General features: G+C 70.8%; 19 protein-coding genes and 2 pseudogenes. 10 read left to right on the top strand and 11 right to left on the bottom strand.

The window, feature by feature from the left end; translation table 11 throughout:
* Position 1 precedes the first annotated feature (1 nt).
* The 4 genes and pseudogenes from RKD23_RS23680 to drmB all read left to right on the top strand — a co-directional run bounded on the left by RKD23_RS23680 (position 2) and on the right by drmB (position 11,793).
* Positions 2-4,796, top strand: a pseudogene (locus RKD23_RS23680) (DEAD/DEAH box helicase).
* Positions 4,793-6,701, top strand: a pseudogene (locus RKD23_RS23675) (UvrD-helicase domain-containing protein). The pseudogenes RKD23_RS23680 and RKD23_RS23675 overlap by 4 nt, the downstream one beginning before the upstream one ends.
* The gene (locus RKD23_RS23670) at positions 6,698-9,943 is read left to right on the top strand and encodes a helicase-related protein (RefSeq protein ID WP_424855481.1); all 3,246 of its coding nucleotides are present in this window, start codon (positions 6,698-6,700) and stop codon (positions 9,941-9,943) included. Before RKD23_RS23675 ends, RKD23_RS23670 begins: the two are co-directional and overlap by 4 nt.
* Positions 9,940-11,793, top strand: a complete 1,854-nt coding sequence (gene drmB, locus RKD23_RS23665) for a DrmB family protein (protein ID WP_424855480.1) — start codon at positions 9,940-9,942, stop codon at positions 11,791-11,793. Before RKD23_RS23670 ends, drmB begins: the two co-directional genes overlap by 4 nt.
* A gap of 146 nt (positions 11,794-11,939) precedes the next feature.
* Here the strand turns inward: drmB and RKD23_RS23660 are convergent, their stop codons facing one another.
* A complete protein-coding gene (locus RKD23_RS23660) occupies positions 11,940-12,593 on the bottom strand; it encodes an ATP-binding protein (RefSeq protein WP_424855479.1) in 654 nt (217 codons plus the stop codon).
* A gap of 219 nt (positions 12,594-12,812) precedes the next feature.
* Here RKD23_RS23660 and RKD23_RS23655 point away from each other — a divergent pair, with 219 nt between their 5' ends.
* Complete coding sequence (locus tag RKD23_RS23655; protein ID WP_424855478.1) at positions 12,813-13,661, top strand: helix-turn-helix domain-containing protein; 849 nt, start codon at positions 12,813-12,815, stop codon at positions 13,659-13,661.
* Positions 13,658-13,870: a DUF397 domain-containing protein gene (locus tag RKD23_RS23650; RefSeq protein ID WP_424855477.1), complete on the top strand. Its 213-nt coding sequence runs from the start codon at positions 13,658-13,660 to the stop codon at positions 13,868-13,870. The genes RKD23_RS23655 and RKD23_RS23650 overlap by 4 nt, the downstream gene beginning before the upstream one ends.
* A 10-nt stretch (positions 13,871-13,880) precedes the next feature.
* On the opposite strand, the gene RKD23_RS23645 is transcribed toward RKD23_RS23650, so the two are convergent.
* Entirely contained in the window at positions 13,881-14,879 is a 999-nt protein-coding gene (locus RKD23_RS23645) for a zinc-dependent alcohol dehydrogenase family protein (RefSeq protein WP_424855476.1), read from the bottom strand.
* Positions 14,880-14,975: 96 nt separating this feature from the next.
* On the opposite strand from RKD23_RS23645, the gene RKD23_RS23640 reads away from it, so the two are divergent.
* On the top strand, positions 14,976-15,320 hold the full coding sequence (locus RKD23_RS23640; protein ID WP_424855475.1) for an ArsR/SmtB family transcription factor: 345 nt from the start codon (positions 14,976-14,978) through the stop codon (positions 15,318-15,320).
* Between the two features lie 8 nt (positions 15,321-15,328).
* On the opposite strand, the gene RKD23_RS23635 is transcribed toward RKD23_RS23640, so the two are convergent.
* The gene (locus RKD23_RS23635; RefSeq protein ID WP_424855474.1) at positions 15,329-15,784 is read right to left on the bottom strand and encodes a DUF2267 domain-containing protein; all 456 of its coding nucleotides are present in this window, start codon (positions 15,782-15,784) and stop codon (positions 15,329-15,331) included.
* A gap of 217 nt (positions 15,785-16,001) precedes the next feature.
* Positions 16,002-16,424: an Hsp20/alpha crystallin family protein gene (locus tag RKD23_RS23630; RefSeq protein WP_404036277.1), complete on the bottom strand. Its 423-nt coding sequence runs from the start codon at positions 16,422-16,424 to the stop codon at positions 16,002-16,004.
* Between the two features lie 161 nt (positions 16,425-16,585).
* Between RKD23_RS23630 and RKD23_RS23625 the strand changes: the two genes are divergently transcribed.
* Positions 16,586-16,888, top strand: a complete 303-nt coding sequence (locus tag RKD23_RS23625) for a hypothetical protein (RefSeq protein WP_424855473.1) — start codon at positions 16,586-16,588, stop codon at positions 16,886-16,888.
* 98 nt (positions 16,889-16,986) lie between these two features.
* Here RKD23_RS23625 and RKD23_RS23620 read toward each other — a convergent pair whose 3' ends face one another.
* Entirely contained in the window at positions 16,987-17,940 is a 954-nt protein-coding gene (locus tag RKD23_RS23620) for a GlxA family transcriptional regulator (protein WP_424855472.1), read from the bottom strand.
* A 95-nt stretch (positions 17,941-18,035) separates the two neighbouring features.
* Here RKD23_RS23620 and RKD23_RS23615 point away from each other — a divergent pair, with 95 nt between their 5' ends.
* The gene (locus tag RKD23_RS23615; RefSeq protein WP_424855471.1) at positions 18,036-18,488 is read left to right on the top strand and encodes a hypothetical protein; all 453 of its coding nucleotides are present in this window, start codon (positions 18,036-18,038) and stop codon (positions 18,486-18,488) included.
* An 18-nt stretch (positions 18,489-18,506) separates the two neighbouring features.
* Here the strand turns inward: RKD23_RS23615 and RKD23_RS23610 are convergent, their stop codons facing one another.
* Both RKD23_RS23610 and RKD23_RS23605 read right to left on the bottom strand, forming a co-directional pair.
* Positions 18,507-19,997 carry an MFS transporter gene (locus tag RKD23_RS23610; RefSeq protein ID WP_424855470.1) on the bottom strand — a complete coding sequence of 497 codons (1,491 nt, stop codon included), beginning with the start codon at positions 19,995-19,997 and terminating at the stop codon, positions 18,507-18,509.
* 75 nt (positions 19,998-20,072) lie between these two features.
* Entirely contained in the window at positions 20,073-21,440 is a 1,368-nt protein-coding gene (locus RKD23_RS23605; protein WP_424855469.1) for a DUF445 domain-containing protein, read from the bottom strand.
* Between the two features lie 152 nt (positions 21,441-21,592).
* Between RKD23_RS23605 and RKD23_RS23600 the strand changes: the two genes are divergently transcribed.
* Positions 21,593-23,005, top strand: coding sequence for a GDSL-type esterase/lipase family protein (locus RKD23_RS23600; protein WP_424855468.1), 1,413 nt, complete (start codon positions 21,593-21,595; stop codon positions 23,003-23,005).
* A gap of 3 nt (positions 23,006-23,008) precedes the next feature.
* Here RKD23_RS23600 and RKD23_RS23595 read toward each other — a convergent pair whose 3' ends face one another.
* The 4 genes from RKD23_RS23595 to RKD23_RS23580 all read right to left on the bottom strand — a co-directional run bounded on the left by RKD23_RS23595 (position 23,009) and on the right by RKD23_RS23580 (position 26,395).
* Positions 23,009-23,734 (bottom strand): DUF1707 SHOCT-like domain-containing protein, encoded by a 726-nt coding sequence (locus RKD23_RS23595; protein WP_424855467.1) that lies wholly within the window; start codon positions 23,732-23,734, stop codon positions 23,009-23,011.
* Between the two features lie 32 nt (positions 23,735-23,766).
* The gene (locus tag RKD23_RS23590; protein WP_424855466.1) at positions 23,767-24,732 is read right to left on the bottom strand and encodes an ABC transporter ATP-binding protein; all 966 of its coding nucleotides are present in this window, start codon (positions 24,730-24,732) and stop codon (positions 23,767-23,769) included.
* A gap of 6 nt (positions 24,733-24,738) precedes the next feature.
* Positions 24,739-25,503 carry an ABC transporter permease gene (locus RKD23_RS23585; RefSeq protein WP_424858317.1) on the bottom strand — a complete coding sequence of 255 codons (765 nt, stop codon included), beginning with the start codon at positions 25,501-25,503 and terminating at the stop codon, positions 24,739-24,741.
* A gap of 91 nt (positions 25,504-25,594) precedes the next feature.
* Positions 25,595-26,395: an ABC transporter permease gene (locus tag RKD23_RS23580; RefSeq protein ID WP_424855465.1), complete on the bottom strand. Its 801-nt coding sequence runs from the start codon at positions 26,393-26,395 to the stop codon at positions 25,595-25,597.
* Positions 26,396-26,462: the final 67 nt, after the last annotated feature.

Raw genomic sequence — 26,462 nt, 5'->3', positions numbered from 1 at the left:
TATGCCGCTCAGGCCGTCGCTCCAGGAACGGAGTCCTGTGTCCCCCGAAGCGCTCCCCGTGATCAAGACCGTGCTCGAACAGTCCTCCCGCGTCCTCCAGACGTACGCGGTCGATCCGGGCCTCATTCCTGAACATGCCAACGGGGAAAGGCGAATCACCCAGGGCGGATACGGCGACCGGCAGCTCTTCGAACTCGTGCAGAACGCCGCCGACGAAATCGCCGCCCAGCCCGGCGGCCGCGTGCACGTCGTCCTCACGGACGAACGTCTCTACTGCGCCAACGAGGGAGATCCCGTCACCGCCGAAGGCGCGGAAACCATTCTCCGTATGAGCATGTCCCGAAAGCGCGGCGGCCAGATCGGACGCTTCGGCGTCGGCGTGAAGTCCGTACTCGTCGTGACCGACACGCCCCAATTCTTCAGTCGGACCGGCGCCTTCGGCTTCGATCGCGAGTGGGCCCATGCGCAGATCCGTGCCGTCCCCGGCGTGACGGCCCGTCTGGGCGAGGAGTTCGAGGCCCCCGTGCTGCGCATGGCCCGCCCGCTGGACGAGGCCGCCGAGCGGGTCGCCGACCCCGTGCTCGACGAACTCCTCGGCTGGGCCACCACCGTGGTGCGGCTGCCGCTGCTCGACGGAGCGGCCGATCGACTCGGCCAGGACATGCACGGAGGCCCGTCGGGCGGCCGGGAGGAGTTCCCCGTCGGGTTCCAGCTCTTCTCCCCCCACGTCGCCAAGGTGACCCTGGAGGACCGCCGCCCGCGCCCCGTCGTCCGACGGACCCTCACGGTGGAGCGGGAACGCGAGCTGCACACCGTGCGGGAGGAACGCCCGGGCCGGCACCCCTCGGCCATCCGGTGGCGAGTCTTCACCCTCACCCACGAGCCGACCGCCGACGCCCGCTCCAGTGCGGGCGAACTGCACGACCGGGTCTCGCTCGACATCTCGTGGGCGGTGCGCGAGTACGAGAAGGCGGCCAACGGGCTGCTGGCCTCTCACCAGGGCCGGGGTCGGTTCTGGTCCTTCTTCCCCACCAAGTACGAGATGACGCTGAGCGGCATCCTCAACGGGGCCTGGAAGACCAACGAGGACCGGCAGAACCTGCTGGACTCCTCCCCGTTCAACCAGGAGATGATCCGGGTGGCGGCCCGACTGGTGGTCGAGTCGCTGCCCGAGCTGGCTCCCGCCGAGGACCCGGCCGCCTATCTGCCGCTCCTTCCCGGACGCTCCCGCGAGTCCGAGACGGTCAGTTGGGCCGACCGCTATCTCACCGAGCGGATCTGGGAGGCCACCGCTCACCGTCCCTCGCTGCCGGACCAGGACGGTCGGCTGCGGGTGCCGCGCGACCTGAACATCCACCCGTCCCTGGGCAAGGACAACAAGTCGCTGGTGCGCTGGCTGACGCTGTGGAACTCCCACCCCGGCCGACCCGCCGACTGGCTGCACCCGTCGGTGGAGGCCACCGATCTTCGCTCCGGCAAGGTCGAGCACATCCTCAAGGCCGCCAGGCGCGAACGCACCTCGGTCCGGGAGTGGTTGGAGGCGCTGGTCGCCGACGGGACCCCCGAGGCGTCCGCCACCGCCGTCCGCATCGTCGCCGACATGATCCGGTCCGCCTCCCCGTACGCCGGCGAGGCACGGGCGGCGCGCGTCGTGCTTACCGAGGAGCACGGCATGGTGGCTCCGGTCGTCGGCAAGGTGTTCCGCCGCACCGACCAGGACGGACTGCGCGAGTCCCTCGTCTACGTCGACAGCGCCCTGTCCGACGATCCGACACTCACGAGCGCCCTCACCGAGCTCGGTATCCGCGAGGCGGACGTCCAGGGCCGCTTCGTCAGCGTGCTGGAGCAGGGATTCACCTCCTACGGGCCGCAGGAGTGGACCCGGTTCTGGGAGCTGTTCCACCAGGCGGGGAGTGGTCGCCTGTCGCACGAGGTGGTTCGGCGGGTGGCCGATCCGCTGTCGACTCTCCACGTCCGCACCTCCGCCGGACGCTTCCACCCGATGCGGGACTGTCTGCTGCCCGGACCGGTCGTGACGGCGGAATCGGATCCCGAGGTCGCCGTGGACGCCCGGTTCCACTCCGACGACATGGCCTTCTCTCCGCGAGGTGGGTTTGCGTGACCGGCCCACCGGAGGGCACCGCCCGGAGGACGAGCCGTGGTTCGAGCAGTACCGGGAGGTCATGCACAGGGCCTACTGCGCGGCCCTGCCGCCCGACCAGACGGCCCGCCCCACGCTCGCAAGGATCAAGTTGGAGGGCGCCGCCATCGGCGGACCCCTGCACCTGCTGCCCCGGCTCTCGGACCGGGCCCGGGCCGACTTCCTGAAGGTGCTGCCCGAGGACGCCCTCGTCGACAACTGGACGCTGCAGGTGGGGGCCCAGGTCGGTACCCGTCGAGCCGTGGCCTCGCCGGTGCGCTGGATGCTCAAGCAGCACGGCCTCGTCCCGACGTCGCAGGGCCTGCGTCGCGTCTCCGAAGCGGTCGGCCCGCAGCTCTCCGGCTACAGCGATGTGCTGCCGGTCGCCCAGATCAGCGCCGACAAGGCCCGGAAACTTCGCCTCCCCGCGAGCGTCGAGGAGGTGCCGGACGCCCTCTGGAACCAGCTCCTGGAAAAGCTCCAGCACAGCGAGGACGACGCGTTCGTCGGCAACACGTACGTGCTCCTGACGCGTCTGGAGGTGTCCTTCCCCGAGGACACGCTCACCCGTTGTCGGATCGGCGACGCATGGGGCACACGCCCCGACGGCGAGATCGCCGTCGCCTCGTCGCAGGAGGAGTACCGGGCGCTGCGTGCCGAGGGGCTGCCCGCCCTGCTGACCGCGTCGGTCGACGACGCCGCGCTGCTCGTCAAGCAGTGGGGCATGCTGCCGTACGCCGATGTCATCAGTCGTGAGACCCGCTACGAGCCGGCCGGCGAGCCGGTCCCGCTCAAGGAGGCGTACCCCACGCTGCGCCAGCTGCGCGGTTCGCAGGTGGACCAGTACACCCTGCAGCGTTGCAACGCTCTCGAAGAAGTGACGCGCACCCCCAACGGCATGAAGCCGAAGACGCTGAACAGCAGCCTGCAGGGGTCGGTGGTTCTCGTGCTGGAGCCGGCCACGCCGCTGGAGGCCCTGATGGCCGTGGATCGGGAACTCCACTGGCGGATGGGCGAGTCCGGTTGCCGGCAGGTACTGGAGGCGCAGCAGCGTCAGGAGCAGGACCAGAAGGTCAAGAACGCGCTGAAGGCCGTGCGCGAGGCCGACGACGTGGTGGCCAAGCTGCTTCTGCTGCTGGGGGCCGAGACTCTCCGGGACCGTCTTCCCGCCGGCCTGATGGACGGTGAGCGCGCGGAGAACGGCGGAGCCGAGCCCGACGGTCACCGCATCGCGCAGATGGCGTTCAACGCGCACGGGGACGGCATCCTGCAGACGCATGCCCGCGACCTGCAGAACCTCTACCCCAGCCATGCTCCGGCGTCCTTCACGGGCGCCTCCACCGCGGTGGCCTTCGTCGCGGACCTCCGTTTCCCGGACGCCTTCGCCGGCTTCAGGGCGCCGTCCCTGGAGCCGCGGATCGACGTGGACGGGCCTCGGCACTTCCCTCGACTGCACGACTACCAGGAGCGGTTGGCCGCCAACGTCTTCACCATGTTGGACCGCATCGTCCCCCAGCGCGGCATGCTGTCCCTGCCGACCGGAGCGGGCAAGACGCGCGTCACCGCCGAGGCTGTGATCCGGTGGGTGAAGCAGGTGGGGCGGCTCGACGGGCCGATCCTGTGGATCGCCCAGACCGAGGAGTTGTGCGAGCAGGCGGTGCAGAGCTGGAAGTTCGTCTGGGAGAAGGTCGGCGCGGAGACGCCGCTGGCCATCAACCGGCTGTGGTCCACGAACGAGGCGGCTCCTGTCACCGACCGGCCCCAGTTGGTCGTCGCCACGGACGCCAAGCTCCAGCAGCCGAACTGCCTGGCCGCCGACGCCTACGCGTGGCTGCGGGGCGCCGCCCTCGTCATCGTCGACGAGGCGCACACCGCCATCACGCCCCGCTACACCGACATCCTGGCCCACCTGGGACTCACGGCCTCCCGCACGGACCGCCATCTTCTGGGCCTCACCGCCACCCCCTTCCGTAACACCAACCAGGAGGAGACGCGCCGCCTGATCAACCGCTTCGGCGGCCGACGTCTGGACGAGGGCGTCTTCCCGAGCGGTGACGCGTACGGCGAGCTGCAGGGCCTCGGCATGCTGGCGCAGGTCGAGCACCGTCTCCTGCAGGGCGGCACGATCACCCTCACCCATGAGGAGAAGCAGCGCGCCGAGCAGTTGAGCCTGCTGTCCCGGGCGGCCGAGCAGCGGCTGGCGGACGACCACGACCGCAACGCTCGCATCCTGGCCGAGATCTCGGACATGCCGGAGGACTGGCCCGTGCTGGTGTTCGCGACGTCGGTCGACCACGCCAAGTACCTGGCGGCCAAGCTCCGCGACCGGAGGATCAGCGCCTCCGCCGTCGACTCCACGACATCGGCCAACGACCGCCGCCGACGGATCGACGACTTCCGGGCGGGCCGCATCCGCGTCCTCACCAACTACGGCGTCCTCACGCAGGGCTTCGACGCCCCCGCCACCCGGGCCGTCGTCGTCGCCCGCCCCGTGTACAGCCCCAACGTGTACCAGCAGATGATCGGGCGCGGCCTGCGCGGCCCCCTCAACGGTGGCAAGGAGACCTGCCTGATCCTCACCGTCCGGGACAACGTCCAGAACTTCGACACCGCCCTGGCCTTCACCCAGTTCGAGCACCTGTGGAGCAGCAAGTGACCGACCCCTACGGCGACAGTCCTCCGCTCACCGACGAGCAGCGGGCCGTCGTCGACCTCCCGTGGGACACCCGCCTCCTCGTCACCGCGGGAGCCGGTTCCGGCAAGACGCACACGGTGGTGCGGCGTCTCGACGCCCTGGTGGGGCACGAGGATCCCGAGGAGGCGCTGGAGGCCGGCGAGATCCTCGTCCTGAGCTTCTCCCGCGCCGCGGTGCGTGAGCTGCGGGACCGCATCGCCCGGCACGGCGACCGGGCTCGCAGGGTGCGGGTCCAGACCTTCGACTCCTGGGCGTATCAGTTGCTCGCGTCGGCCTACCCGGACGAGGAGTGGACCGCCCGCGGATTCGACGAGCGGATTCGTGCCGCCACGGACGCGATCATGAAGGGAGCGGTGGAAGCCGGCGAGCTCGGGGGGCCCTCGCACGTGGTGATCGACGAGGCGCAGGATCTGGTGGGCGACCGCCGGGACCTGGTGGAGACCTTGCTCGACCGTTTCCAGCGGTCGTGCGGATTCACTGTGGTCGGCGACTCGGCCCAGGGCATCTACGGCTTCCAGATCGACGACCCTGCCGAGCGGGCAGGGGAGACGGACCGGTTCTTCGCCTGGCTGCGGACGTCCTACGACGACCTGGTCGAGCTCGAACTGACCGAGAACTTCCGGGCGAGGAGCCCCGAGGCGCGCACCGCTCTCGGACTCGGCGCCAGACTGCAGAGGTCGGCCGCATCCGCGGACGGCCAGGAGGCCGCGGTGCTCCATTCCGAGCTGCGTGACCGGCTGTTCGACCTGCCGGGGCTCGGGGACCTGGCGGACGAGTTCACGCTGCAGGCGTTGAAGGCGTACCCCGGCACCTGCGCGATCCTGACCCGCGACAACCGTCAGGCGCTCGCCGTCTCCGAACTGCTCCATGAACACGGCGTCGAGCACGCGCTGAAGCGTTCGTTGCAGGATCGACCCGTGCCGTACTGGGTGGCCGAACTGTTGCGGCGGGCCGAGTCGTCGACCCTCACGGAGGTCCGGTTCCTGGAACTGCTCGGGGGTGTCCCACTGTCCGCGGGGGTGGATCCTCAGCGGTGCTGGCGTTCGTTGCGCGCCGCGACCCGACGCACCGGCAGGGGTCTGGTCGACGTCGCCGCCGTGGGCCGTCTCGTGGCCGAGGGACGCTTCCCCGACGAGCTCGCGGACCCGGAGACCGCTCGGTTGATCGTCTCGACAGTGCATCGGGCCAAGGGCCTGGAGTACGACCGGGTGCTGCTGTTGTCTCCGCCGTCGGTCGCCGAGTTGAACAAGGCGCACGAGGATCTCCGACGTACCGGCCGAGGCGCGGGCGCTCTACGTCGCCATGACCCGGGCCCGCGAGGACCTGTACCACGTGACCGGTCCGGACACCGCTCGCATACGACGTCACCGTCCCACGGGCCGCTGGTACCTGGGCGGTTGGAAGAAGCATGAGCGCTACGGCATGCAGGTCCTGCCGGGAGACGTCCACCGCGAGCAGCCGTCCGGTTCGGACGGGGTGGGCATGTCCGCCGTGGAGACGCAGGCCTACCTGCTGGACCAGGTTCGTCCGGGGGACGCGGTGACGCTCCGGATGCGCCATGCCCTGCCCATGGGCCCCGACGAGAGCCCGCCGTACGACGTGGTGCACCGCGAGCGAGTCATCGGCGAGGCCTCCGAGCGCCTCCGGCGGGACCTGTGCGCGGTGGAGACGATCTCTCGGTCCTGGGAGGTCAGCTGGCCGGCGGAGATCGTCGGTCTGCGGGTGGACATGCTGGAAGCGGTGGCGGGCAGCACGGCGGCCGGCACCAACGCGGGGCTCGGCCGCCACGGGGTGTGGATCGCGCCTCGGATCACCGGAATCGGAAGGCATCGGCGCGGCGAACGTGTCGGGGAGGAAGAGGGATGACGCACGCGACCAGCCCGCACGCCGAGCACTACCGGGTCCGAGAGGAACTGGTGGCGCGGCTGCGACGGGAGCTCCTCGGGCCGGACGTCGACGCCGGGGACGATCCGGTCGAGGTCCTCACCCAGGACGCCCCCATCACCCGTTACCCGATCGGTGTGCTGTTTCCCCGGGCGGCCGACAGCGAGGCGCGTCGGCGACAGGAGGAGGACGCCTCCGAACAGGAGGGCCTGGACGAGGCACCCATCGTCGGAGACGACCGCTCGGAGGACGTCGGCGTCTCCTTCGAGCCGCCGGTCTCCGGTGACCGCCGTCCGTCGACCATGGGCCTCACCTTCGCCGTGGCGCCCGAGATCAGCTCCGAGATCGTGGTCTCCGCGCGAGCCGCCGTGTACGTCCCGGTGGACGCCGAGGGCCGAGCGGTGTCGGCCCGGCGCGCGGAGGCCAGGACCACGGTCGATCAACGCGAGCACTGGCGGCGCAGAGAGCTGGACCTGTCGGACACGCCGGTCGACGTCACGCGACCCGGGGTCGAGGAGGTGGAACTCGTTCCCGGCGAGGTGAAACTGCACGTCCTCGTCCGACCGGCGGACGCCTCCTCCGGAACGGTCACCGTCACGGTGACGCTGATCAACGCGCAGGTGGTGGGCGAGCGAGAACTCCAGGACGCGTTCGCCCTTTTCCAGCCCGGTCTCCGGGTCCGCGCGGCCGACGGCGCGTCCGCCTTCGTCGACCGAGCCCCCGCCGTGGCGACCGACGACATCGAGCTTGCGGCGAGCCGTCTGCTGTACCGGCACGCCCCCACGTTCGCCGTGGGCCACGGCTGCTCCGCCCATTGGGACTGGGCGCCCCCGCCGGTCGGAGTGACCGACATAGAGCGTGCCGCGATCAGCGAGCTCCGCACCGAGTTCCTGCCCACGCACGAGGTGCTGCTGACCGACTCCAACCCGGAGATCGACAGCTCGGCTCTCGGCATGCTCGGGCTCGCCGAGAAGCCCGACGACGAGGTGCTCGCCGCACTGCGCGGGTTGGCCCTCGGTTACGAGCAGTGGATCGAGGCCAAGGCCTCGGAGGCGGCCTCTCTCGCCGGAACCTCGTACGAGGAGGCCGCGCATGCTCAGCTCGACGTCTGTCGGGAGGCCCTGGGCCGCATGCGCGAGGGCATCCGGCTGCTGGCCGACGAACCCGACGTCATGGAGGCCTTCCGGCTGGCCAACCGCGCGATGGCGGAGCAGCGTGCGCGCAGCGCGTGGGTGAAGGGCGGTCGTCGGGGCGCCCTCGACCTCTCGGTCCAGCGCTGGCGGCCCTTCCAGATCGCGTTCATGCTGCTGTGCCTCCGCGGCATCCACGATCCGAAGCACCCCGACCGCAAGATCTCGGACCTGCTGTGGTTCCCGACGGGTGGTGGAAAGACCGAGGCCTATCTCGGCCTGATCGCCTTCACCACGTTCCTGCGCCGGCTGCGCCGCGGGGCCGACGGCGGTGGCGTCACCGTGCTCATGCGATACACGCTGCGCCTGCTCACCCTCCAGCAGTTCGAGCGTGCCACGATCCTCATCTGCGCGATGGAGGCGATGCGCCGGGCGGATCCGGAGCGTCTCGGCCACGAAGGCATCTCCATCGGCATGTGGGTCGGCAGGTCGGCCACGCCCAACGACCTGAAGACGGCCGCCGGCAAGCTGCTGAAGCTGCGCGGCGGCCAGACCCTTCAGACGGAGAACCCGGTGCAGCTCCACGCCTGCCCCTGGTGCGGGACGGCGCTGGACGCCCACCACTACACGGTGGACGAGGACGACGTCCGTATGGACGTGCGTTGTCCCGGCCCCGACTGCGACTTCGCCTCCGGCCTCCCCGTGCATCTGGTGGACGAGACCGTCTACAAAGCCCGTCCCACCCTCGTCATCGCCACGGTCGACAAGTTCGCCTCGATGCCATGGCGCAAGCAGACGGCCGCGCTCTTCAATCGCGACCGCGCCGGTGACGGGACTCCTCCCCCGGAACTGATCGTCCAGGACGAACTCCATCTGATCTCCGGACCGCTGGGCACGTTGACCGGCCTGTACGAGACTGCGGTCGACGCTCTTGCCGGCCGGCCGAAGGTGATCGCCTCCACGGCCACCATCCGCCGTGCCTCCGACCAGGGACGCAACCTCTTCGACCGGGACGTACGCCAGTTCCCGCCGGCGGGCCTGGACGCGCGTGACTCCTGGTTCGCCGTGGAGACCGACCGCAAGGTGAAGGCCAGCCGCCGCTACGTGGGCCTGCTCGCCCCCGGCACCAGCCAGTCCACCCTTCTCATCCGCACATACGCCGCCCTGCTGCACCAGGCCATGTGCGCGGGGACGAACGACGAGGTCCGGGACGCGTACTGGACGCTGGTCGGCTACTTCAACAGCCTTCGTCTGCTGTCGGCCGCCGAGCTCCAGGTGAACGACGACGTCGAGGACTATCTGCGCCTCCTCGCCGAACGGGACGGCACCGAGGTACGCGTCTCCAACCGCTACTCGGAGCTGACGAGCCGGGTGGACGCGAGCCTGATCCCCGCTCGACTCAAGGAGATCGAGAAGCGGTACCCGGACCCCGACGTCCGCGACGTCCTGCTGGCCACCAACATGATCGCCGTCGGCGTCGACGTGGACCGCCTCGGCCTGATGGCGGTGATGGGCCAGCCCCAGACCACGGCCGAGTACATCCAGGCCACGAGCCGCGTGGGCCGCGCCCATCCGGGTCTGGTGGCCGTCATGCTCAACTCGGCGCGGCCGCGGGACCGTTCGCACTACGAGAGCTTCCTCCACTTCCACTCCGCGCTGTACCGCGAGGTGGAGTCGACGTCCGTGACCCCGTTCTCCGCCCGGTCCCGCGACCGTGGTCTGCACGCCGTGGTGGTGGCTCTGACACGCATTCTCATCCCGGAGGCGCGGGAGAACGACGCCGCCGGTCGGATCGACACGTATCTGAGTCGCCTGGAGACCGAGATCAAGCCGCTGCTGACGGACCGCGTCTCCCAGGTCGCCCGCGCGGAGCTCCAGGACACCTCCGACGCCTTCGACGAGTTCGTCGACTGGTGGAGGGACATGGCGAGGGGCCACGGCGGCCTGCTCTACGAGCCTGTCCGAGGCAACCCCACTCCCGCCCTGCTCAAGCCTTACGACGACGAGTCCGAGGACAACGACGCCTGGTCCACCCTGTGGAGCCTGCGCGACGTCGACGCCCAGTCCGCTCTCTTTCTGGAGGCCTCCCGATGACCCCGCCCCGCGAGCGTCGCCGGCGTGGCGCCGACGGCGTTTCGGCCGCACCCCGTCTCGCACTGCCCCGCCGCGGGGCGGTCCGCCGCTCCCAGATGATCACCACGTACGGCGTCGGATCGCTGATCGCCGTCGACAACGAGTCGTTCATCGTCTCCGGCATCGACGACGCCTACCGGACCTGGCCCCTCGACGAGGCCCCGATCGTCCACGAGCACCGGCTCGCCCGAGTGCTGGGTGTGAGCCACTTCCGGCTCCCCCCGGCCTCCGAGGACACGAGCAAGGACGGAGTGCGGGTGCGACGGTTTCCGCTGTGGCACTCGTGCCCGAAGTGTCAGTCGCTGCAGCATGTGCGGGGCTTCAACCCTCCCCCGGGCAAGAATGTGTGCACGGAGTGCGACGACGAGCCGCTCGTGCCGTCCCGCTTCGTCGTCGCGTGCGAGGACGGACACCTCGAAGACTTCCCGTACTGGAAGTGGCTGCACCGCAACAACCGGGAGGAAGGCGCAACCGGGCACTGCGGCGGCGAGATGCGCATGCGTTTCGCCGGCCAGAGCGCCTCGCTGCGCTCCATCCTCATCTCCTGCACCTGCGGCGTGCCGGAGGTCTCCATGGAGGGTGCCTTCCGCCGCTCGGCCTTGAGCGACCTCGGGGTGCGCTGCGAGGGCAGGCGGCCCTGGCTCAAGGACGCGCCCGTCGAATTCTGCACGCAGGCGCCGCGGACGCTCCAGCGCGGTTCGTCGTCCGTCTGGCAGCCGGTGCTGAAATCGGCTCTGTCCATTCCGCCGTGGAGCGACGGTCTTGCCGACAGGCTCGCCGAACACTGGGACGATCTGCGGGCCTATTCCTCGCGCATGGAGATCGAGATCCATCTCAAGGCAGCGTTCCGGGGCGACGACTCGATCTCGGTCGACGCCGTCATGGCGCTGCTCGAGGCCGAACAGGCGGAGGACCCGGACGAGGACGGCGGCGCGGGCGCGGGCCCGACGAACGGCTATCAGGCGCTGCGCCGCCAGGAGTACGAGCGGCTGTGCGCCGGCAACGCCCTGCAGGACAAGGGCCGTGACGAACAGTTCGTGTGCGAGCCTCCGGTCTCGGACCCCGCCGTCCTCGTGCCCTTCGGTGTGGAAAAGCCCATGCTGGTCAAGCGGTTGCGCGAGGTGCGCGCCCTCAAGGCGTTCACCCGCATCGCGGACCCTGAGTCGAATGCCGAGGGCCACGAGGCGCCCCTGTCCCTGACGCCGACCGACTGGCTTCCGGCCATGGAGGTGCGCGGCGAGGGTGTCTTCGTGCGCCTGGACGAGGACCGGCTGGACGACTGGGCGCGGCAGGTGGCGGTGGCGGCTCGGGTGGAGCGCATGCGCACCAACCACGACCGCATGCTGCGGGAGCGTGCCACCGCCTCCGATGAAGTGCCCCCTTCTCCGGCGACGCCCCGCATGGTGTTGCTGCACACCCTGGCGCACGTGCTGATCAATGAGTGGAGTCTGGAGGCCGGCTACCCCGCCGCGGCTCTCCGCGAGCGCCTGTACACGGACGCCGGGATGGCCGGGCTCCTCGTCTACACGGCGACCAGCGACTCCGCCGGCAGTCTCGGTGGAGTGGTGGCCCAGGGCGAGCCCGATCGCCTCGCGCAGGCGCTCCGCTCCGCGCTGCGGCGCGCCACCTGGTGCTCCGCGGATCCGCTGTGCGTCGAGGCACGCTCCTCGGGCGCGAACCTGGCCGCCTGCCATGCCTGTGTGATGCTGCCGGAGACGAGCTGCGAGCACGGAAACATCCTGCTCGACCGCGCCCTGCTCGTCGGCACACCGGAGGACCCGCGGCTGGGATTCTTCGCCCAGATACGGTGACACCGCGTTCCCCGGAGGCCGAGCACCACAGACGGAGCTCCGGGTGGGTGGTCGGAGGATCCGTGTCCTTCGCGGCTGGCGCTCGTCGAGGCGTCTCGCCCGCCTGACGACACCGATCCTCCGATCACCGGGGCCCGCTGTCCTCTTCACTCGGGTCCCGCCCGGACGTCCCGGCTCGCGACCTGGCCCTCGAACCGCGTCTGCGCCAGGTCGAGCGCCTCGTCCCCGTCCCAGCCGTGGGCGTGGAGCCAGTGGAGGAGGTCCGTCACCGCTTCGATCACGGCCTCCCTGGTGACGGTGGCGCCCAGTCGCACCGGATCGGATGGGTGGTGACTCCAGGGCCATGTGTAGAGGCCCAGGACGGACTCGGCGCGGGTGACACGAGGGTCGTCCAAGTGGCCGTGAGGAGACGTCAGCCGCGTGGCCAGCTCGCACCACGTGACCTTTCGATCGAGACGCATCTGGACTCCCCAGCAGTCGGCCACGGCGGCGACGAGGGCCATCCCACGTCCCTTCTCCGCGTCGAGCGCCGAGTCGCTCAGGACGGGCAGAGCGTGCGTGTCCGGGTCGTGCACCTCGATGCGTAGACGGACGCCGCGCATGGACACGGCGAGCGTGGCCGGTGTGCCCGCGCCGACATGCGTGATCACATTGGTGACCAGCTCGCTCACACAGAGCTGTGCCTCGTCGATGACTTCGTGCAGCCCCCAGGTGCTCAGGTGCGACCGCATGATGCGGCGGAGCGCGGCGACTTCCGTCCGGTCGGCCGTGAAGGCGATGTCCCACGGCTTGCGTGGCATGCACAGTCCCTGGCTCACGCGGATCCCTTTCGTAGCGGTCGCCGCCGCATCGGCGACGAAATGTTCACGGGCGCTCACGAAGAGTGGCGCCACGAGAACAGAGTGTGGCCGGCGTATCCCGTCGTGCAATGTGCACGCAGGGATTCCCACTTCCGAGTGATTGGCATGCGCATCCCTTGGCGCGAGACTGAACGCCCGCTACCGGAAGGTGTGTTGACCATGGCCGGATCTCCGACGGCACGCCGCCGACGCCTGTCCTTCGAGCTGAAGAGGTTGCGCGAGCAGAGCGGACTCACGTGTGCCCAGGTCGGTGAGGCTCTGGACTGGAGCGGCTCCAAGGTCAACCGCATGGAGACGGGCAGCGGCAGGGTGCAGCCGTCGGACATCGACGCCCTGTGTCGCTTCTACAGGACCGGCGACGAGCTGCGGGAGTTCCTCAAGTCACTGGCCCGGCAGGCCAAGGTCCGAGGCTGGTGGCAGACCCATGGCGCCGGAGTCCCGGAGTGGTTCAACATCTACATCGGCCTGGAGCAGGACGCCTCCACCTTCCGCCAGTACCAGTGCGAGCTCGTGCCCGGCCTGATGCAGACCGCGGCGTACGCCGGCGAGCTCCACAGAAGCGGGGCGCACATGTCCGCCGAGGACATCGAGAAGGCCGTACGTGTACGTATGGAACGCCAGGCCATGCTGCGGCGACCGGACGCCCCCGACGCGTGGTTCATCGTCAACGAGGGAGCGCTGCGCCACGTCATGGGAGACCGTTCGGTGATGCGGGAGCAGATCGAACGGGTGCTGGAGACGGCCGCGTTGCCGACCGTGACCCTGCAGGTGCTCCCCTTCGACTCGGGCACGTATCCGGCCACAGGCTCGTTCACCATGCTGGGCTTCCCGGCTCCGGAGGACCCCGACCTCGTGTACCGGGACGGCATCACGGATGCCGTCTACCTGGAGGGCGAGCATCATGTCCGTGAGTACACCCGAGCGTTCGACGGTCTACGGGCCGCGGCCCTGAGCCCACAGCGCTCGGTCCCGTTGATCGAGTCGATCCTGAAGGATTTCGCGAGTTGAGTACTGCAGCACCCTCCGGTGGCCTTTCCGCATGGCGCACTTCGTCCTACAGCAACGGAGCAGGAGGAGAGTGCGTCGAGTGCGCGTTCACCGGCGACGGGACGCTCGTGCGCGACTCGAAGGCCGTGGGGAGGGGCGCGATGAGCGTCGGATCCGCGGCCTGGCGCGTCTTCGTCCAGGCCGTCAAACACACGGCGACGCCCCTCTGATCGCCCCGCCTCAGTGATCCACCCGCATCACCACCTTCCCGACCTGCCCGTTCCCCTCCAAGTACGCATGCGCCTCAGCCACCTCCCCCAGCTCGAACACCCGGTCCACGACCGGCTCGAAGTGGCCGAGCCGCAGCCCCGATTCGATGTACGCCCGCCCCCGCCGGAGCCGCTCCGCGGAGCGGGTGATCTCCAGCATGGTGAAGGTGCGGATGTTGACCGCCGGCATGCCGAGGTCGAAGGAGGGATAGGGGGTCGGGGCGTTGCTCTGGGCGCCCCAGAGGAAGAGGGTGCCGTCGGGGGCGGTGGCTCGGACGAGGTCGGTCACCCCCGGGCCGGCGACGGCGTCCAGGATGAACTCCGCGCCCTTGCCGTGCGTCAGGGAGAGGATGCGGGCCGCCACATCGTCCTCGTCGGAGACGATGACCTCGGTCGCGCCCGCGTCCAGGAGTTGCTGCCGCTTGGCGCGGGTGCGGGTGACCGCGACCGGTGTGGCGCCGATGCGGTGGGCCGTCTGGATCGCGGCGAGGCCGACGCTGCTGGAGGCGGCCGTGATGACCGCGGTGTCGCCGGGGCGCATGCCGCCGACGTCGAGCATCGCGCCGTACGCCGTGAGGTACGGCATCCAGACCGCGGCCGCGGTGACCGGGTCCGTGTCCTCGCCGCGAGGCAGGACGAACGGGGCGGGGACGAGCGCGCGTTCGGCGTAGACGCCGTAGTCGTTGTGGGAGAAGCCGGGGACGACGCTGACCGGCTGGCCGATGCGGAGGCCGGTGACGCCGTCGCCCAGGGCCTCCACCACGCCCGCGGCCTCGTTGCCCAGGCGGGCGGGCAGGTGTCTGACCGGTTCGATGTAGCGGCCGGTGCGGAAAAGGACCTCGGCCCGGTTGACGCCGATCGCGTCCACCCGGACGCGCACCTCGCCGGGGCCCGGATCGCCCGGGTCCAGGTCCTCCACGCGCAGCACCTCGGGACCGCCGAACTCGTGGAACCGCACTGTTCTGGACATGGCGCAGCAACTCCCCCTGAGTGAAGCCCGTTTGAGATCGACCTCCACCCTGGACCCGAAGTACGACCGCTGTCAAACTTTGATGGCCGTCGTACTATGGAGCGCATGTCCGTCCTGGAACGCACCCCGCCCCACCCCGACGTCTCCGCCTTCGATCTCCAACAGGTGCTGGAGGCCCTCGTCGACCCCGTACGGCGCGGCATCGTCGCCCAACTCGCCTCGTCCGGCGAGGACATCGCGTGCGGCGGCTTCGGCCTCACGGTCAGCAAGTCGACCGCGACCCACCACTTCAAGGTGCTGCGGGAGGCAGGGGTCATCCGGCAGTACTACGTCGGCACCTCCCGGATGAACGCCCTGCGCCGCGCGGACATGGACACCGCGTTCCCGGGGCTGCTGGACGCGATCACCGTCGCCCACGGCAGCCGTCGGTCCCCCGCCTGACCTACGACCTACCGTCGGCCGAGGTCGGCGCGGCCGAACAGCAGGGCGTAGCCGGGCGGGAGCGCGGCCAGGACGCGGTTCGTGAGGTCGTCGCCGATCAGCGGCGGCAGCGCACTCAGTACGGAGCTGACGTCCCAGCGGGCCGTGGCCGGGGTCGCGCCCTCGATGCGGGCCGCCACCGAGTCGACGAACCCGGGCGCCGTGAGCGGGCTGGTGACCGGGATCTGGCCGGCGATCAGCCGGGCCGCCTCCTCAGGGAGGGCCCGGGCCAGGTCGACGCGTTCGTCGCCGGTCACATGGCCGCCGAGGGTGGACAGGACGATCCGGGTGACGCGTTCCGCCTCGGCTCTGGTCGGGTACTGGCCGGACTCCCGTACGGAGTCGATCAGCAGGTTCCAGTCGGCGCGGGCCGCGGAGGTCCGTTCCTCCGGGGCTATGCAGCGCTCCTGCGTCGTCATGGTCATGGTGGGGTTCCTCCTCGCCGACGGACGGTCCCCAGACGGGGCATGGGTCACGGGATACGGGGTGACGGCGGTCGCGGACGGGCGCCCCGCGGGGGTGCGGACCGCGGGGCGCTTCCAGGGATGCGGTGGACGTCCCAGGGGTGCGGTGGACGTTCCAGGGATGCGATGGACGGATGGACCGAGTCGGCCGAATCGTTCGAGTCGGCCGCTCGCCGGCTCAGGTACTCAGCTGCCTGTGGTCGTTCCCGCCGCTGATCTCGATGCGGCGCGGCTTGGCGGCCTCCGCCACGGGGATGCGCAGGGTGAGGACGCCGGAGTCGTACGAGGCGTCGATGCGGTCCGTGTCGAGGGTGTCGCCCAGGAAGAGCTGGCGGCTGAAGGCGCCGGTCGGCCGCTCGGCGGCGATCAGCTCCGCACCCTCGGGGGCGGGGGACCTGCGCTCGGCACGGACGTTCAGGACGTTGCGTTCGACGTCGAGCTCGATCGTCTCCGGGTCAACGCCCGGGATGTCGAAGTGGACGATGAAGTCGTCACCGGCTCGGTAGGCGTCCATGGCCATCGCGGCCGGGCGGGCCGCGGAACCGAAGACCTGCTGCGCGAGCCGGTCGAACTCACGGAACGGGTCGGTACGCATGAGCATCACGGGTCACTCCTTTGCTGAGGTGCTGGTGTGCGATGCCCTACGGCTTCTTATATAGCCCGCAGACAGAAACTTGACAAGACCTGACTCAGGTCTGAGGTGCGAGTCGTCCCCGGCGTAGCTTTGGGCTGAATTCGGACCTCATGCGCATGGAGGCACTCATGGCTCGGATCCCCAGCGCGGCCGTCGCCGCGACCGGACTCGTCGGCGGATACGCCGTGGCCCGCTGGACCAAGAAGCGGCAGCTCGGCGGCGTCGTCCTGGCCGCCGCGGGTGCCACCGCCGCCCAGCAGTGGCGCACCCGGGCGGGCGGCCCGGCAGCCGGCGCCCTGAGCGCGGCCTACGTCGCCGCCTTCGCGGGCTCCCACCCGCTGGCGAAGAAGGTGGGGGCCTGGCCCGCGGTGTTCGGGGTGGCGGGGGCGGTGGCTCTCGCGTCCTGGGCGGTGGCGGACCGGCGGGGCTGACGACCCGACCGTGGCCACGCCGCCGCGGTGCATGCCCCCTCTACGTGGAAGCCACCCCGCCCCGGTGCACACCCCCGGCCGGCGGAGGCCACCCCCGCCTACGCCCCCTGCCCCGCCCGAAACGACCTCCGATAAGCCAAAGGACTCGTCCCCACCACCCTCCGAAAGCGCTCCCGGAAAGCCGTAGGAGACCCGAACCCGCACCGGACGGCGATGTGTTCCACGGGATGGCTCGTGGTCTCCAGCAAATGCTGGGCGCGCCGGATGCGGGCCCGGTGGAGCCACTGGAGCGGGGTCGTGCCGGTCTGGTCGCGGAAGCGGCGGTTGAGGGTGCGGGTGCTCATGCCGGCCTGGTGGGCGATGTCGTCGAGGGTCAACTCGCGGTCGCAGTGCTGTTCCAGCCAGTGCAGGAGGGGTTCGAGGACGGCGCCCGCGGGGGCCGGGGGCAGGTCGTGGGTGATGAACTGGGCCTGGCCGCCCTCGCGTTCGAGGGGCATGACCGACATACGGGCCGTGTACGCGGCGACCGCCGAGCCGTGGTCCTTGCGGATCATGTGCAGGCACATGTCGAGGGCGGCGGCCGCGCCGGCCGAGGTGAGGAACTGGCCGTTGTCGACGTACAGGACGTTCGGGTCGACCGTCACCCTCGGATAGCGCGCGGAAAGGTCCGGCGCCGCGATCCAGTGGGTCGTCGCGCGCAGGCCGTCCAGCAGGCCCGTCGCCGCCAGCAGGAACGCCCCCACGCACACCGACGCGATGCGCGTGCCGCTCGCCGCCGCCGCGCGCAGCGCCTCCGCGACGCCGGGGGGCAGTTCGCGCGGCGGGTCCTGCACACCCGGCACGATGATCGTGCCGGCCTCCGCCAGGAGGTCCAGGCCGTACGGAGCACGGATCGTGAACGCGCCCGCCCGGACCTCCTCCTCCACCGAGCAGACCCGTACGTCGTACGGCGCCCGGCCGTCCGGCAGCCGCGCCCAGCCGAACGTGTCGACCGGCGCGGAGAGGTCGAAGGGGATCACCCCGTCCAGCGCCAGGACCGCCACCACATGCATGCCCCCACCCCTCCACCGCCACCTGGCGAGAATCCGTCGGACCCTGGCATTCTCGCCCCTTCTCCATGATCCCGGCGCCGCCTAGCGTCACCGCCGTGACCAAGTTCCTGCTCGCCGTCCACGTCCTGGCCGCCATCGTCGCGATCGGCCCCGTCACCGTCGCCGCCAGCATGTTCCCGCCCGCCGCGCGCAGAGCGCTGGCCGCGCCCGACGACCCGCAAGCTGCTCAGACGCTGCGGCTGCTGCACCGTATCTGCCGGGTGTACGCCGTCGTCGGCGTGGTCGTCCCGGTCTTCGGGTTCGGCACGGCCCGTGCGATGGGCGTGCTCGGTGACACCTGGCTGATCGTGTCCATCGCCCTCACCGTCCTGGCCGCGCTCGTCCTCGGCGCCCTCGTCCTGCCCGGGCAGGAGGCCCTCGTGGAGGGCGGCAGCGGCGGTCGGGAGGCCACCGTCCGGCTCGCCATGCTGACAGGCGTCTTCAACCTGCTGTGGGCGACGGTGACGGTCCTGATGATCGTCCGCCCGGGGTCCACGACCGGCGCCTGATCCCCACAAACGGGCCGCCTACGCCCCCGCCGTCCGCGATTTCACCGCCGGGGCCGTCGCCGTCAGCGGGCGCGCGATGTCCTCCAGCGACCGCCGCTCCGCCTTCACCGCCAGCACCGCCGCGACCAGCCCGGCCGCGCACATCAGCCCCGCCCCGATCTGGAACGCGAGCACCGTGTCCGTGACCTTGCCCGTCTCCGTCAGGTCCGCGAACAGCAGCGGCCCGCTGATGCCGCCGGCCGCGGTGCCGAGGGCGTAGAAGAAGGCGATCGACATCGCGCGGGTCTCCATGGGGAAGACCTCGGAGACGGTCAGATACGCGCTGGAGGCGCCCGCGGAGGCGAAGAACAGCACCGCGCACCAGCAGGCGGTCAGGGTGCCGGCGCTCAGCACCTCCCGGTCGAACAGCCAGGCCGTGCCGAACAGGAGCAGGCCGGAGAGCAGATAGGTGGAGGAGATCATCACCCGGCGGCCGACCGTGTCGAAGAGCTTGCCCAGCAGCAGCGGGCCGCAGAAGTTGCCGATGGCGATGACCGCGAAGTAGTAGCCGGTGTCGCCGGTCGGGACGTCGTAGAACGTGGTGAGGATCGCGCCGAAGCCGAAGGTGATCGCGTTGTAGAGGAACGCCTGGCCGATGAAGAGGGAGAAGCCGAGGATCGCGCGGCGGCGGTAGCGTCCGAAGACCGTCCGGGCGATCTCCGCGAAGGTCACGGACCCGCGCTGGTGGATCGTGATCTCGCCCTCGGGGCGCGGCAGCGGCTCACCCTTCTCCGCCTCCACCTGCCGCTCGATCCCCGTCACGATCTCCTCGGCCTCCCGGTCCCTGCCGTGGATCAGCAGCCACCGCGGACTTTCCGGGACATGACGTCGTACGAGAATGATGACCACGGCCAGGACCGCGCCGAGGGCGAAGGTCAGACGCCAGCCGACGTCCATGGCGAAGATGTCCGTGTCCAGGGCGACGATCGACAGCAGCGAGCCGCCCACGGCGCCCAGCCAGAAGCTGCCGTTGATCATCAGGTCGACGCGGCCGCGGTACTGCGCCGGGATCAGCTCGTCGATCGCGGAGTTGATGGCCGCGTACTCGCCGCCGATGCCGAAGCCGGTCAGGAAGCGGAACAGGAAGAACCACCAGGCGTCGAAGGACACCGAGGTCAGGGCCGTCGCCGCGAGATACACCGCGAGGGTGATCATGAAGAGCTTCTTGCGGCCGAAGCGGTCGGTCAGCCGGCCCCAGAACAGGGCGCCCGAGCAGGCGCCGGCCACATAGAGGGCCGCCGCGATGCCGGTGACCTGCCCGGAGCTGATCGGCAGTCCGCTGCCGGACTCGGAGAGCCTGCCGGCGATGTTGCCGACGACCGTGACCTCCAGGCCGTCCAGGATCCATACGGTGCCGAGGCCGACGACGATCGTCCAGTGCCAGCGGGACCACGGAAGACGGTCGAGACGGGCGGGGATGTTCGTGGTGACGGTGCGGCCGGTCCCGGCCCTGGCTCCTGAAGCGGTCATGGGCTCCCTCCTCGTCGAGCAAACCACCCCGACGATTGCCCCCGACCGGCCCTTTCACGCCTTCGCGGCGGACAGCTACGCCCCCAGCGCCCGCGACACCGTGTAGATCAGCAGGCCCGCCAGTGAGCCCACCACCGTGCCGTTGATCCGGATGAACTGCAGGTCACGGCCGATGTTCGCCTCGATCTTGCGTGTGGTGTGCTCGGCGTCCCAGCTCGCGACGGTGTCGGTGATCAGGGACGTGATCTCCTGGCGGTAGGTCGTCACCACATGCACGGCCGCGCCCTCCACCCAGCGGTCGACCTTCTCCTGCAGGCGTGGCTCGCTCGCCATCCGGGCGCCCAGCGACAGCAGCGAGGCGCGCACCCGCAGGCGCAGTTCGCTGCGCTCGTCGTCGGCCGCCGCGACGATCATCGACCGTACGGCGGTCCAGGCCGACGCGATCAGGTCCTGGACCTCGCCGCGCCCCAGCACGTCGCCCTTGAGCCGCTCCACACGCGCGCGGGTGTCGGTGTCGGACTGGAGGTCGGAGGCGAAGTCGGTGAGGAAGCGGTCCAGGGCGCCGCGCGCGGGGTGGGTCGGCATGTCCCGCATCTCCGCGCAGAAGCGCAGCAGCTCCTTGTAGACGCGCTCGCCGACCTTCTTGTCGACGAAGCGGGGCGTCCAGCCGGGCGCGCCGCCCTGTACGGCGTCCATGACCGAGTCGCTGTGCAACACCAGCCAGTCGTGGGCGCGGGTCACCACCAGGTCGACGACCCGCGTGTGGCCGCCGTCGGCGACGACCTTCTCCAGCATCTTGCCGATGCCCGGCGCGATCTCCTGGGCGTCGGCCCGCCGGGTGATCGCCTCGCCGACGACCGCCTGGACGTCGGAGTCGCGCAGCACGGTCAGCGCGCCGCGCAGCGCGGTGGCCAGCTCGGCGGTGACCCGGTCGGCGTGCTCGGGTTCGGCGAGCCAGGCGCCGAGGCGGCTGCTGATGCCGACGGCCCGCAGCCGGCGTCGTACGACGTCCTCGGACAGGAAGTTCTCGCCGACGAACTCGCCGAGCGAGACGCCCAGCTGGTCCTTCTTGGTGGGGATGATCGCGGTGTGCGGGATGGGCAGGCCGAGGGGGTGGCGGAAGAGGGCGGTGACGGCGAACCAGTCGGCCAGCGCGCCCACCATGCCGGCCTCGGCGGCCGCGGCGACATAGCCCGCCCAGGTGCCCGCGCCCGCGTTCACGCCCCACTTCGCGAGGACGTAGACCAGGGCGACGAACAGCAGCATCCCGGTCGCGGTCAGCTTCATCCGGCGGACGCCGCGCTGTTTCTCCTCGTCGGCGGCGCTGAAGACGTTCATCGCGCGCGCGGCACGCACCTCCGTGGCACGCGCGGCACGCACCTCCGTGGCGCGCGCGCCCGGCTCGGCCCTCTCGCCCGCTTGATCCGGTTTCGTACGGTTCATGCACTCCACCCGTCCACAGTCCCCGACATCGACATTGTCCCTACATGACCGACTCCTGGAACGGAACAGGAGTTCCCGGCGTTTATCCAAGTGATCACATCGGGTGATCCACCGGAGCTTCGGGCTCCCCGGTCCGAGGAGAAACGCACCGCATGACCAGGCGTCATCAGGGTTGTGCACTGCTCGCCGCGATCACCGCGCTGGTCGTGGTGCTGTCCGCCGCGATCTACGTCACCGTCGCCGCCGACGACGGCACGGCCCGCCGTACGCTCGCCGCGGGGCGGGGGTACGGCGCCGTCCCGGCCTCGACGGGCGTCTGGGCCGGCACCTGGTCGGCCTCCCCGGCGGCCGCCGAGCCCGGCACCGAGGCCCGGGGGCTGGCCGGGCACTCGGTGCGCAATGTCGTGCACACCAGCGTCGGGGGCACGAGTGCCCGCGTCACGCTGTCCAATCTCTTCGGCCTACGACCCCTCACGCTCACCCATGCCACGGTCGCGCTGGCCGCCGACGAGCAGGGCGCGGCCGCCGCACCCGGCACGATGCGCCGGCTGACCTTCGCCGGCCGCACCACGGTCGTCGTACCGCCCGGGCGGCAGGTGGTCAGCGACCCGGTCGCGCTGCCCGTCCCGGCCGACGCGGACGTGCTGATCACCACCTACTCCCCCGTTCCCTCCGGCCCGGTCACCATCCATCCGAGCGCCCGGCAGACCGGCTACGCCGCCGTCGGGGAGCACACCGGGGACCTCGCGGGCACCGCCTACACCTCGCGCGCCGACGTCTGGCGGTACGTGACCGCGCTGGACGTGCTCGGCGCCGAGGCCGACGGCACGGTCGTCGTCCTCGGCGACTCCCTCACCGCCGGCTCCTCCTCCAGCGTGGACGAGAACCGCCGCTGGCCCGACGTGCTGGCCCGGCGGCTGCGGGCGGCGGCCGAGCGCGGCGAGGACGTGCCGCGGCACGGCGTGGTCAACCAGGGCATCAGCGGCAACCGCATACTCGCCGACGGCTACGTCCGTCCCCTGGCCCGCACGGTCCTGCCGCAGAACCCCGGCGGGCTCAGGCGCTTCTCGCGGGACGTGCTGGGCGTTCCCGGCGTGAAGGTCGTCGTCGTGGACCTCGGCGTCAACGACATCCTGCGCGACCCCGCCCTCGCCGACCCCGACCGCATCCTCGCGGGCCTGCGCACCCTCGTCCGCCGCGCACACGCCCAGGACATCAAGGTCGTCGGCGCCACCCTCATGCCCTTCAAGGGCCACCCCGGCCACACCGACGCCCGCGAGGACGTACGGCAGCGGATCAACGCCGAGATCCGCGCGGGGCACGTCTTCGACGCCGTCACCGACTTCGACGAGGCCCTGCGCGACCCGTACGACCCACGCCGCCTGCGCTTCGACTACGACTGCGGCGACCACCTCCACCCGAGCGACCGGGGGTACGCGCGGATGGCGGAGGCGGTGGATCTTGCGGACCTGAGGGGAAGTGCCCCAAAGGGGCGCGGGGAACTGCGCGAGCAAGCACAACGAGCCGTCAGCCGAACGACGACGCAGGGTGGCACTACCCCGTAACGCCTAGTCGTCGTCGTGGCGCCGCTCCCGATGCCCCTCCAGCATCCTCCGATGCGCCCCCTCGACGTCCTCACGCAACCGCCCATGCCGCTCCCGCCGCGCAGCCTTCCGCTCGGCACGAGTGACCTTGCGCTCCACCCCGACCCCGCCCCAGAAGGCGAACCCGGTGATGACCACGCGCGGAGCGCCCGGCTCACCCGGCACGCCCTCCTCGCTGTGGTCGAAGCCGCCCATGATGCCGATACCGCGTACGACGACCTCGACGCCGGGCGGCACGGTCACCTGCATCCCGCCCATGATCGCCACGCAGTTGATCACGACTTCACGGTCGGCGAAGTTGGCCTCGCGCAGGTCGAGTTCGCCGCCACCCCAGAAGGCGAAGCAGGTGAACTTCCGTGGCACGGTCCAGCGCCCCTTGCGCTGGAAGCCGCCCATCACCGCGAAGGCGCCCGTGGACGAGCCCTCCCCGCCGACGATCCGCGACGCCCAAGTCCCCTGCTCGGCAGGCGCCTTGGTGAAGGACACAACAGACGGCGCGCCTCCCGGACCGGGCAGGTCACGCGTGATCGGGGCCAACTCGCCGTAAGTACGGGCCTGATAGGTGGCCTCCAGCCGCTCCTCGAACTCCGCCATGTCCAGCCGGCCCTCCGCGAGGGCGTCCCGCAGGATCTCGGCGACCTGCTCACGGTCGGCGTCGGAGGCCCGCAGCTCCGGGGCATCGTCGGTCATACGAGCAGCCTACGAGGTCCGGGCCGCGCGCACTACGCGGTCGCCCTGCCCTCGTACATTCTCGCGATCACGGCCTCGATGTCCGGCTCCCGCACCGACAGGTCCACCAGCGGGCAACGGGCCGCGATCTCGGCGACCAGCGGCGCCGCCGACTGCGACGCCGGGAAGGCCAGCCACTGGCGCGGCCCCTCCACCCGGACCACCCGGGCGGGGGCGACCTCGATCGGCGGCATCTCGCGCTCCAGGTCCACGACCAGCGTCCGCTCGCTCTCCCCCGCCTCGTGCAGACCCGCGAGGGCGCCGTCGTACATCAGACGGCCATGGTCGATGACCATCACCCGGGAGCAGAGCTGCTCGATGTCCTGCAGGTCGTGCGTGGTCAGCAGCACGGTCGTGCCGCGCTCGGTGTTCAGCTCCCGCAGGAACGCGCGCACCTTCGCCTTGGAGATGACGTCCAGGCCGATCGTCGGCTCGTCCAGGTACAGCACCTCGGGGTCGTGCAGCAGGGCCGCCGCGATGTCGCCGCGCATGCGCTGGCCGAGCGAGAGCTGCCGTACGGGGACCTCCAACAGGTCGGCCAGGTCCAGCAGTTCCACGAGGCGGTCGAGGTTCGCGCGGTAGCGGGCGTCGGGGATGCGGTACATGCGGTGCATCAGCCGGTAGGAGTCGATCAGCGGCAGGTCCCACCACAGGGTCGTGCGCTGCCCGAAGACCACACCGATGCGGTGCGCGAGCCGGACCCGCTCCCGGGCGGGCTCGATGCCCGCCACCCGCAGCCGGCCCCCGCTGGGGGTGAGGATGCCGGTCAGCATCTTGATCGTGGTCGACTTCCCGGCGCCGTTGGGGCCGATGTAGCCGACCATCTCGCCGCGCCCGATGGTGAAGGACAGCCCGTCGACCGCCCGCACCTGCTTGCGCTCCCGCTTGAGGAAGCCCGTCCTGCGGCGGACGTCGAAGACCTTCTCGACGCCGTCCACCTCGATGAAACGCTCAGCCATCCGACCTCAACTCCCCGTGCTCCGATACGACCTCAGGCCCGCCCGCCACGCCAGCCCGGCCGGCACACAGAACGCCACCGCGACCAGCGGCGTCAGGAACGCCGCCCACTGCGGCAGCCCGATCGGGTAGGGCCGGTCCAGCAGATAGGCGGCGGGCACCCAGTTGACGAAGGCCAGCGGCAGCAGGAAGGTCACCCCGCGCACCAGGTCCTTGCCGAACACGCCCGGCGGATACTGCAGCAGGGTGTTCCCGCCGTACGTGAACGCGTTCTGCACCTCGGCCGCGTCCTGCGCCAGGAACTGGAAGGCGGCGCCCCCGACGAAGATCGCCCCGAAGATCACCGCGCCGCCGGCCAGCATCATCGGCACCAGCAGCACCTTCGGCAGGCTCCAGGCGACGTCCACCGACACCAGCCCGTACGCCAGCACCAGCACGCCCTGGGTGATCCGGCCCAGCCTGCGCAGCGCGAAGCGGTCGGCGCCGACCTGGGCGAGCACCGGCGCGGGCCGCACCAGCAGCGTGTCGAAGGAGCCGTCCCTGATCCGGGCGCCGAGGGAGTCCATCGAGCCCAGCGTCAGATCGGCGAGGCCGAACGCGGTCGCCGACAGGCCGTACAGCAGGGCGACCTCCGGCAGGGTCCAGCCGCCCAGCGAGTCGACCTGCGAGAACATCAGCAGGATGCCGACGAAGTCCAGCGCGGTCAGCAGCAGGTTGCCGATCACCGTCAGGACGAAGGACGAGCGGTAGGCGACGGTGGAGCGGATCCACATCCCGGCGATCAGCCCGTAGGCCCGCAGCCCCTCCCGGAACCGGGAACCCGGCCCCTCGACGTACGCGCGGCCCGGCTCGCGCACAGCGCTGTCAGCCACCCTGCACCACCACCCGCCGGGTCGCCGCCTGCTGCACCAGCCGGCCCGCCGCCAGCAGCGCCACCGCCCACGCCGCCTGGAAGACGTACGCCCCGAGCGCCCCGGACGTGCCCATCAGCACATCGGCCGGCATCTGCAGCTGCGCCGCCCACGGCAGCCCCCGGGCGAGATCGCCGAGCACTCCCGGGAAGGCGTTCAGCGGCAGCAGCATCCCCGAGAAGAAGACGCCCGTGACCATCACGGCCTGGGAGATCCCCCGGTCGTCCATGAGCCAGAACACACCCAGCGCGGCCAGATAGCGGATGCCGAAGCTGACGAGCATCGCGAGCAGCAGCGCCACGAGGAACGCGGCCCAGGCGGTGACGTCCGTGGGCAGCGCCATGTCGAAGACCAGCGCGCCGAAGGTGAACGGGATCACCCCGCGCCCGATCAGCTGGAACATCGACCGGCCCAAGTCGGTCGCCAGCCACCACAGTTGGAGGTCGGCGGGCCGGTACAGGTCGATCGCGATCTCGCCCGTGCGGATGCGCGCCATCAGGTCCTTCTCGGCGCCCCCGCCCTGGATCGCCAGCGTCGAGTACAGCGCCTGCCCCAGCCACGCGTAGGTGACCGCCTGTGTCTGGTCGTACCCGCCGAGGTGAGGTCTCTCGTCCCACAGCGCCAGATACGTGGAGACGATGATCACGCCGAACACGGTGTTCGTGAACACCCCGGCGGCCGTCGCCGCCCGATAAGTGGCGTACCGTCGGAATCCCCCCGCCGCGACGGCCGCGTACAACCGTGCCGTCCCCACACCGCACCTCCCTCCAGGAACCGCCTGCACACGCAAAGCGCAGGAGCCTACCGGGGGTGCGCGGCGA

The sequence above is a fragment of the Streptomyces sp. SAI-170 genome, from assembly GCF_049739565.1.
Lineage (GTDB): Bacteria > Actinomycetota > Actinomycetes > Streptomycetales > Streptomycetaceae > Streptomyces.
This window is presented reverse-complemented; position numbering and strand designations above follow the sequence as displayed.

Coding starts and splice junctions, on each gene's coding strand:
- RKD23_RS23670 (WP_424855481.1), top strand. CDS start 6,698: ATGACGCACGCGACCAGCCCGCACGCCGAGCACTACCGGGTCCGAGAG.
- drmB (WP_424855480.1), top strand. CDS start 9,940: ATGACCCCGCCCCGCGAGCGTCGCCGGCGTGGCGCCGACGGCGTTTCG.
- RKD23_RS23660 (WP_424855479.1), bottom strand. CDS start 12,593: ATGCCACGCAAGCCGTGGGACATCGCCTTCACGGCCGACCGGACGGAA.
- RKD23_RS23655 (WP_424855478.1), top strand. CDS start 12,813: ATGGCCGGATCTCCGACGGCACGCCGCCGACGCCTGTCCTTCGAGCTG.
- RKD23_RS23645 (WP_424855476.1), bottom strand. CDS start 14,879: ATGTCCAGAACAGTGCGGTTCCACGAGTTCGGCGGTCCCGAGGTGCTG.
- RKD23_RS23640 (WP_424855475.1), top strand. CDS start 14,976: ATGGAGCGCATGTCCGTCCTGGAACGCACCCCGCCCCACCCCGACGTC.
- RKD23_RS23635 (WP_424855474.1), bottom strand. CDS start 15,784: ATGACCATGACGACGCAGGAGCGCTGCATAGCCCCGGAGGAACGGACC.
- RKD23_RS23630 (WP_404036277.1), bottom strand. CDS start 16,424: ATGCTCATGCGTACCGACCCGTTCCGTGAGTTCGACCGGCTCGCGCAG.
- RKD23_RS23625 (WP_424855473.1), top strand. CDS start 16,586: ATGGCTCGGATCCCCAGCGCGGCCGTCGCCGCGACCGGACTCGTCGGC.
- RKD23_RS23620 (WP_424855472.1), bottom strand. CDS start 17,940: ATGCATGTGGTGGCGGTCCTGGCGCTGGACGGGGTGATCCCCTTCGAC.
- RKD23_RS23610 (WP_424855470.1), bottom strand. CDS start 19,997: ATGACCGCTTCAGGAGCCAGGGCCGGGACCGGCCGCACCGTCACCACG.
- RKD23_RS23605 (WP_424855469.1), bottom strand. CDS start 21,440: ATGAACCGTACGAAACCGGATCAAGCGGGCGAGAGGGCCGAGCCGGGC.
- RKD23_RS23600 (WP_424855468.1), top strand. CDS start 21,593: ATGACCAGGCGTCATCAGGGTTGTGCACTGCTCGCCGCGATCACCGCG.
- RKD23_RS23595 (WP_424855467.1), bottom strand. CDS start 23,734: ATGACCGACGATGCCCCGGAGCTGCGGGCCTCCGACGCCGACCGTGAG.
- RKD23_RS23590 (WP_424855466.1), bottom strand. CDS start 24,732: ATGGCTGAGCGTTTCATCGAGGTGGACGGCGTCGAGAAGGTCTTCGAC.
- RKD23_RS23585 (WP_424858317.1), bottom strand. CDS start 25,503: ATGTGGATCCGCTCCACCGTCGCCTACCGCTCGTCCTTCGTCCTGACG.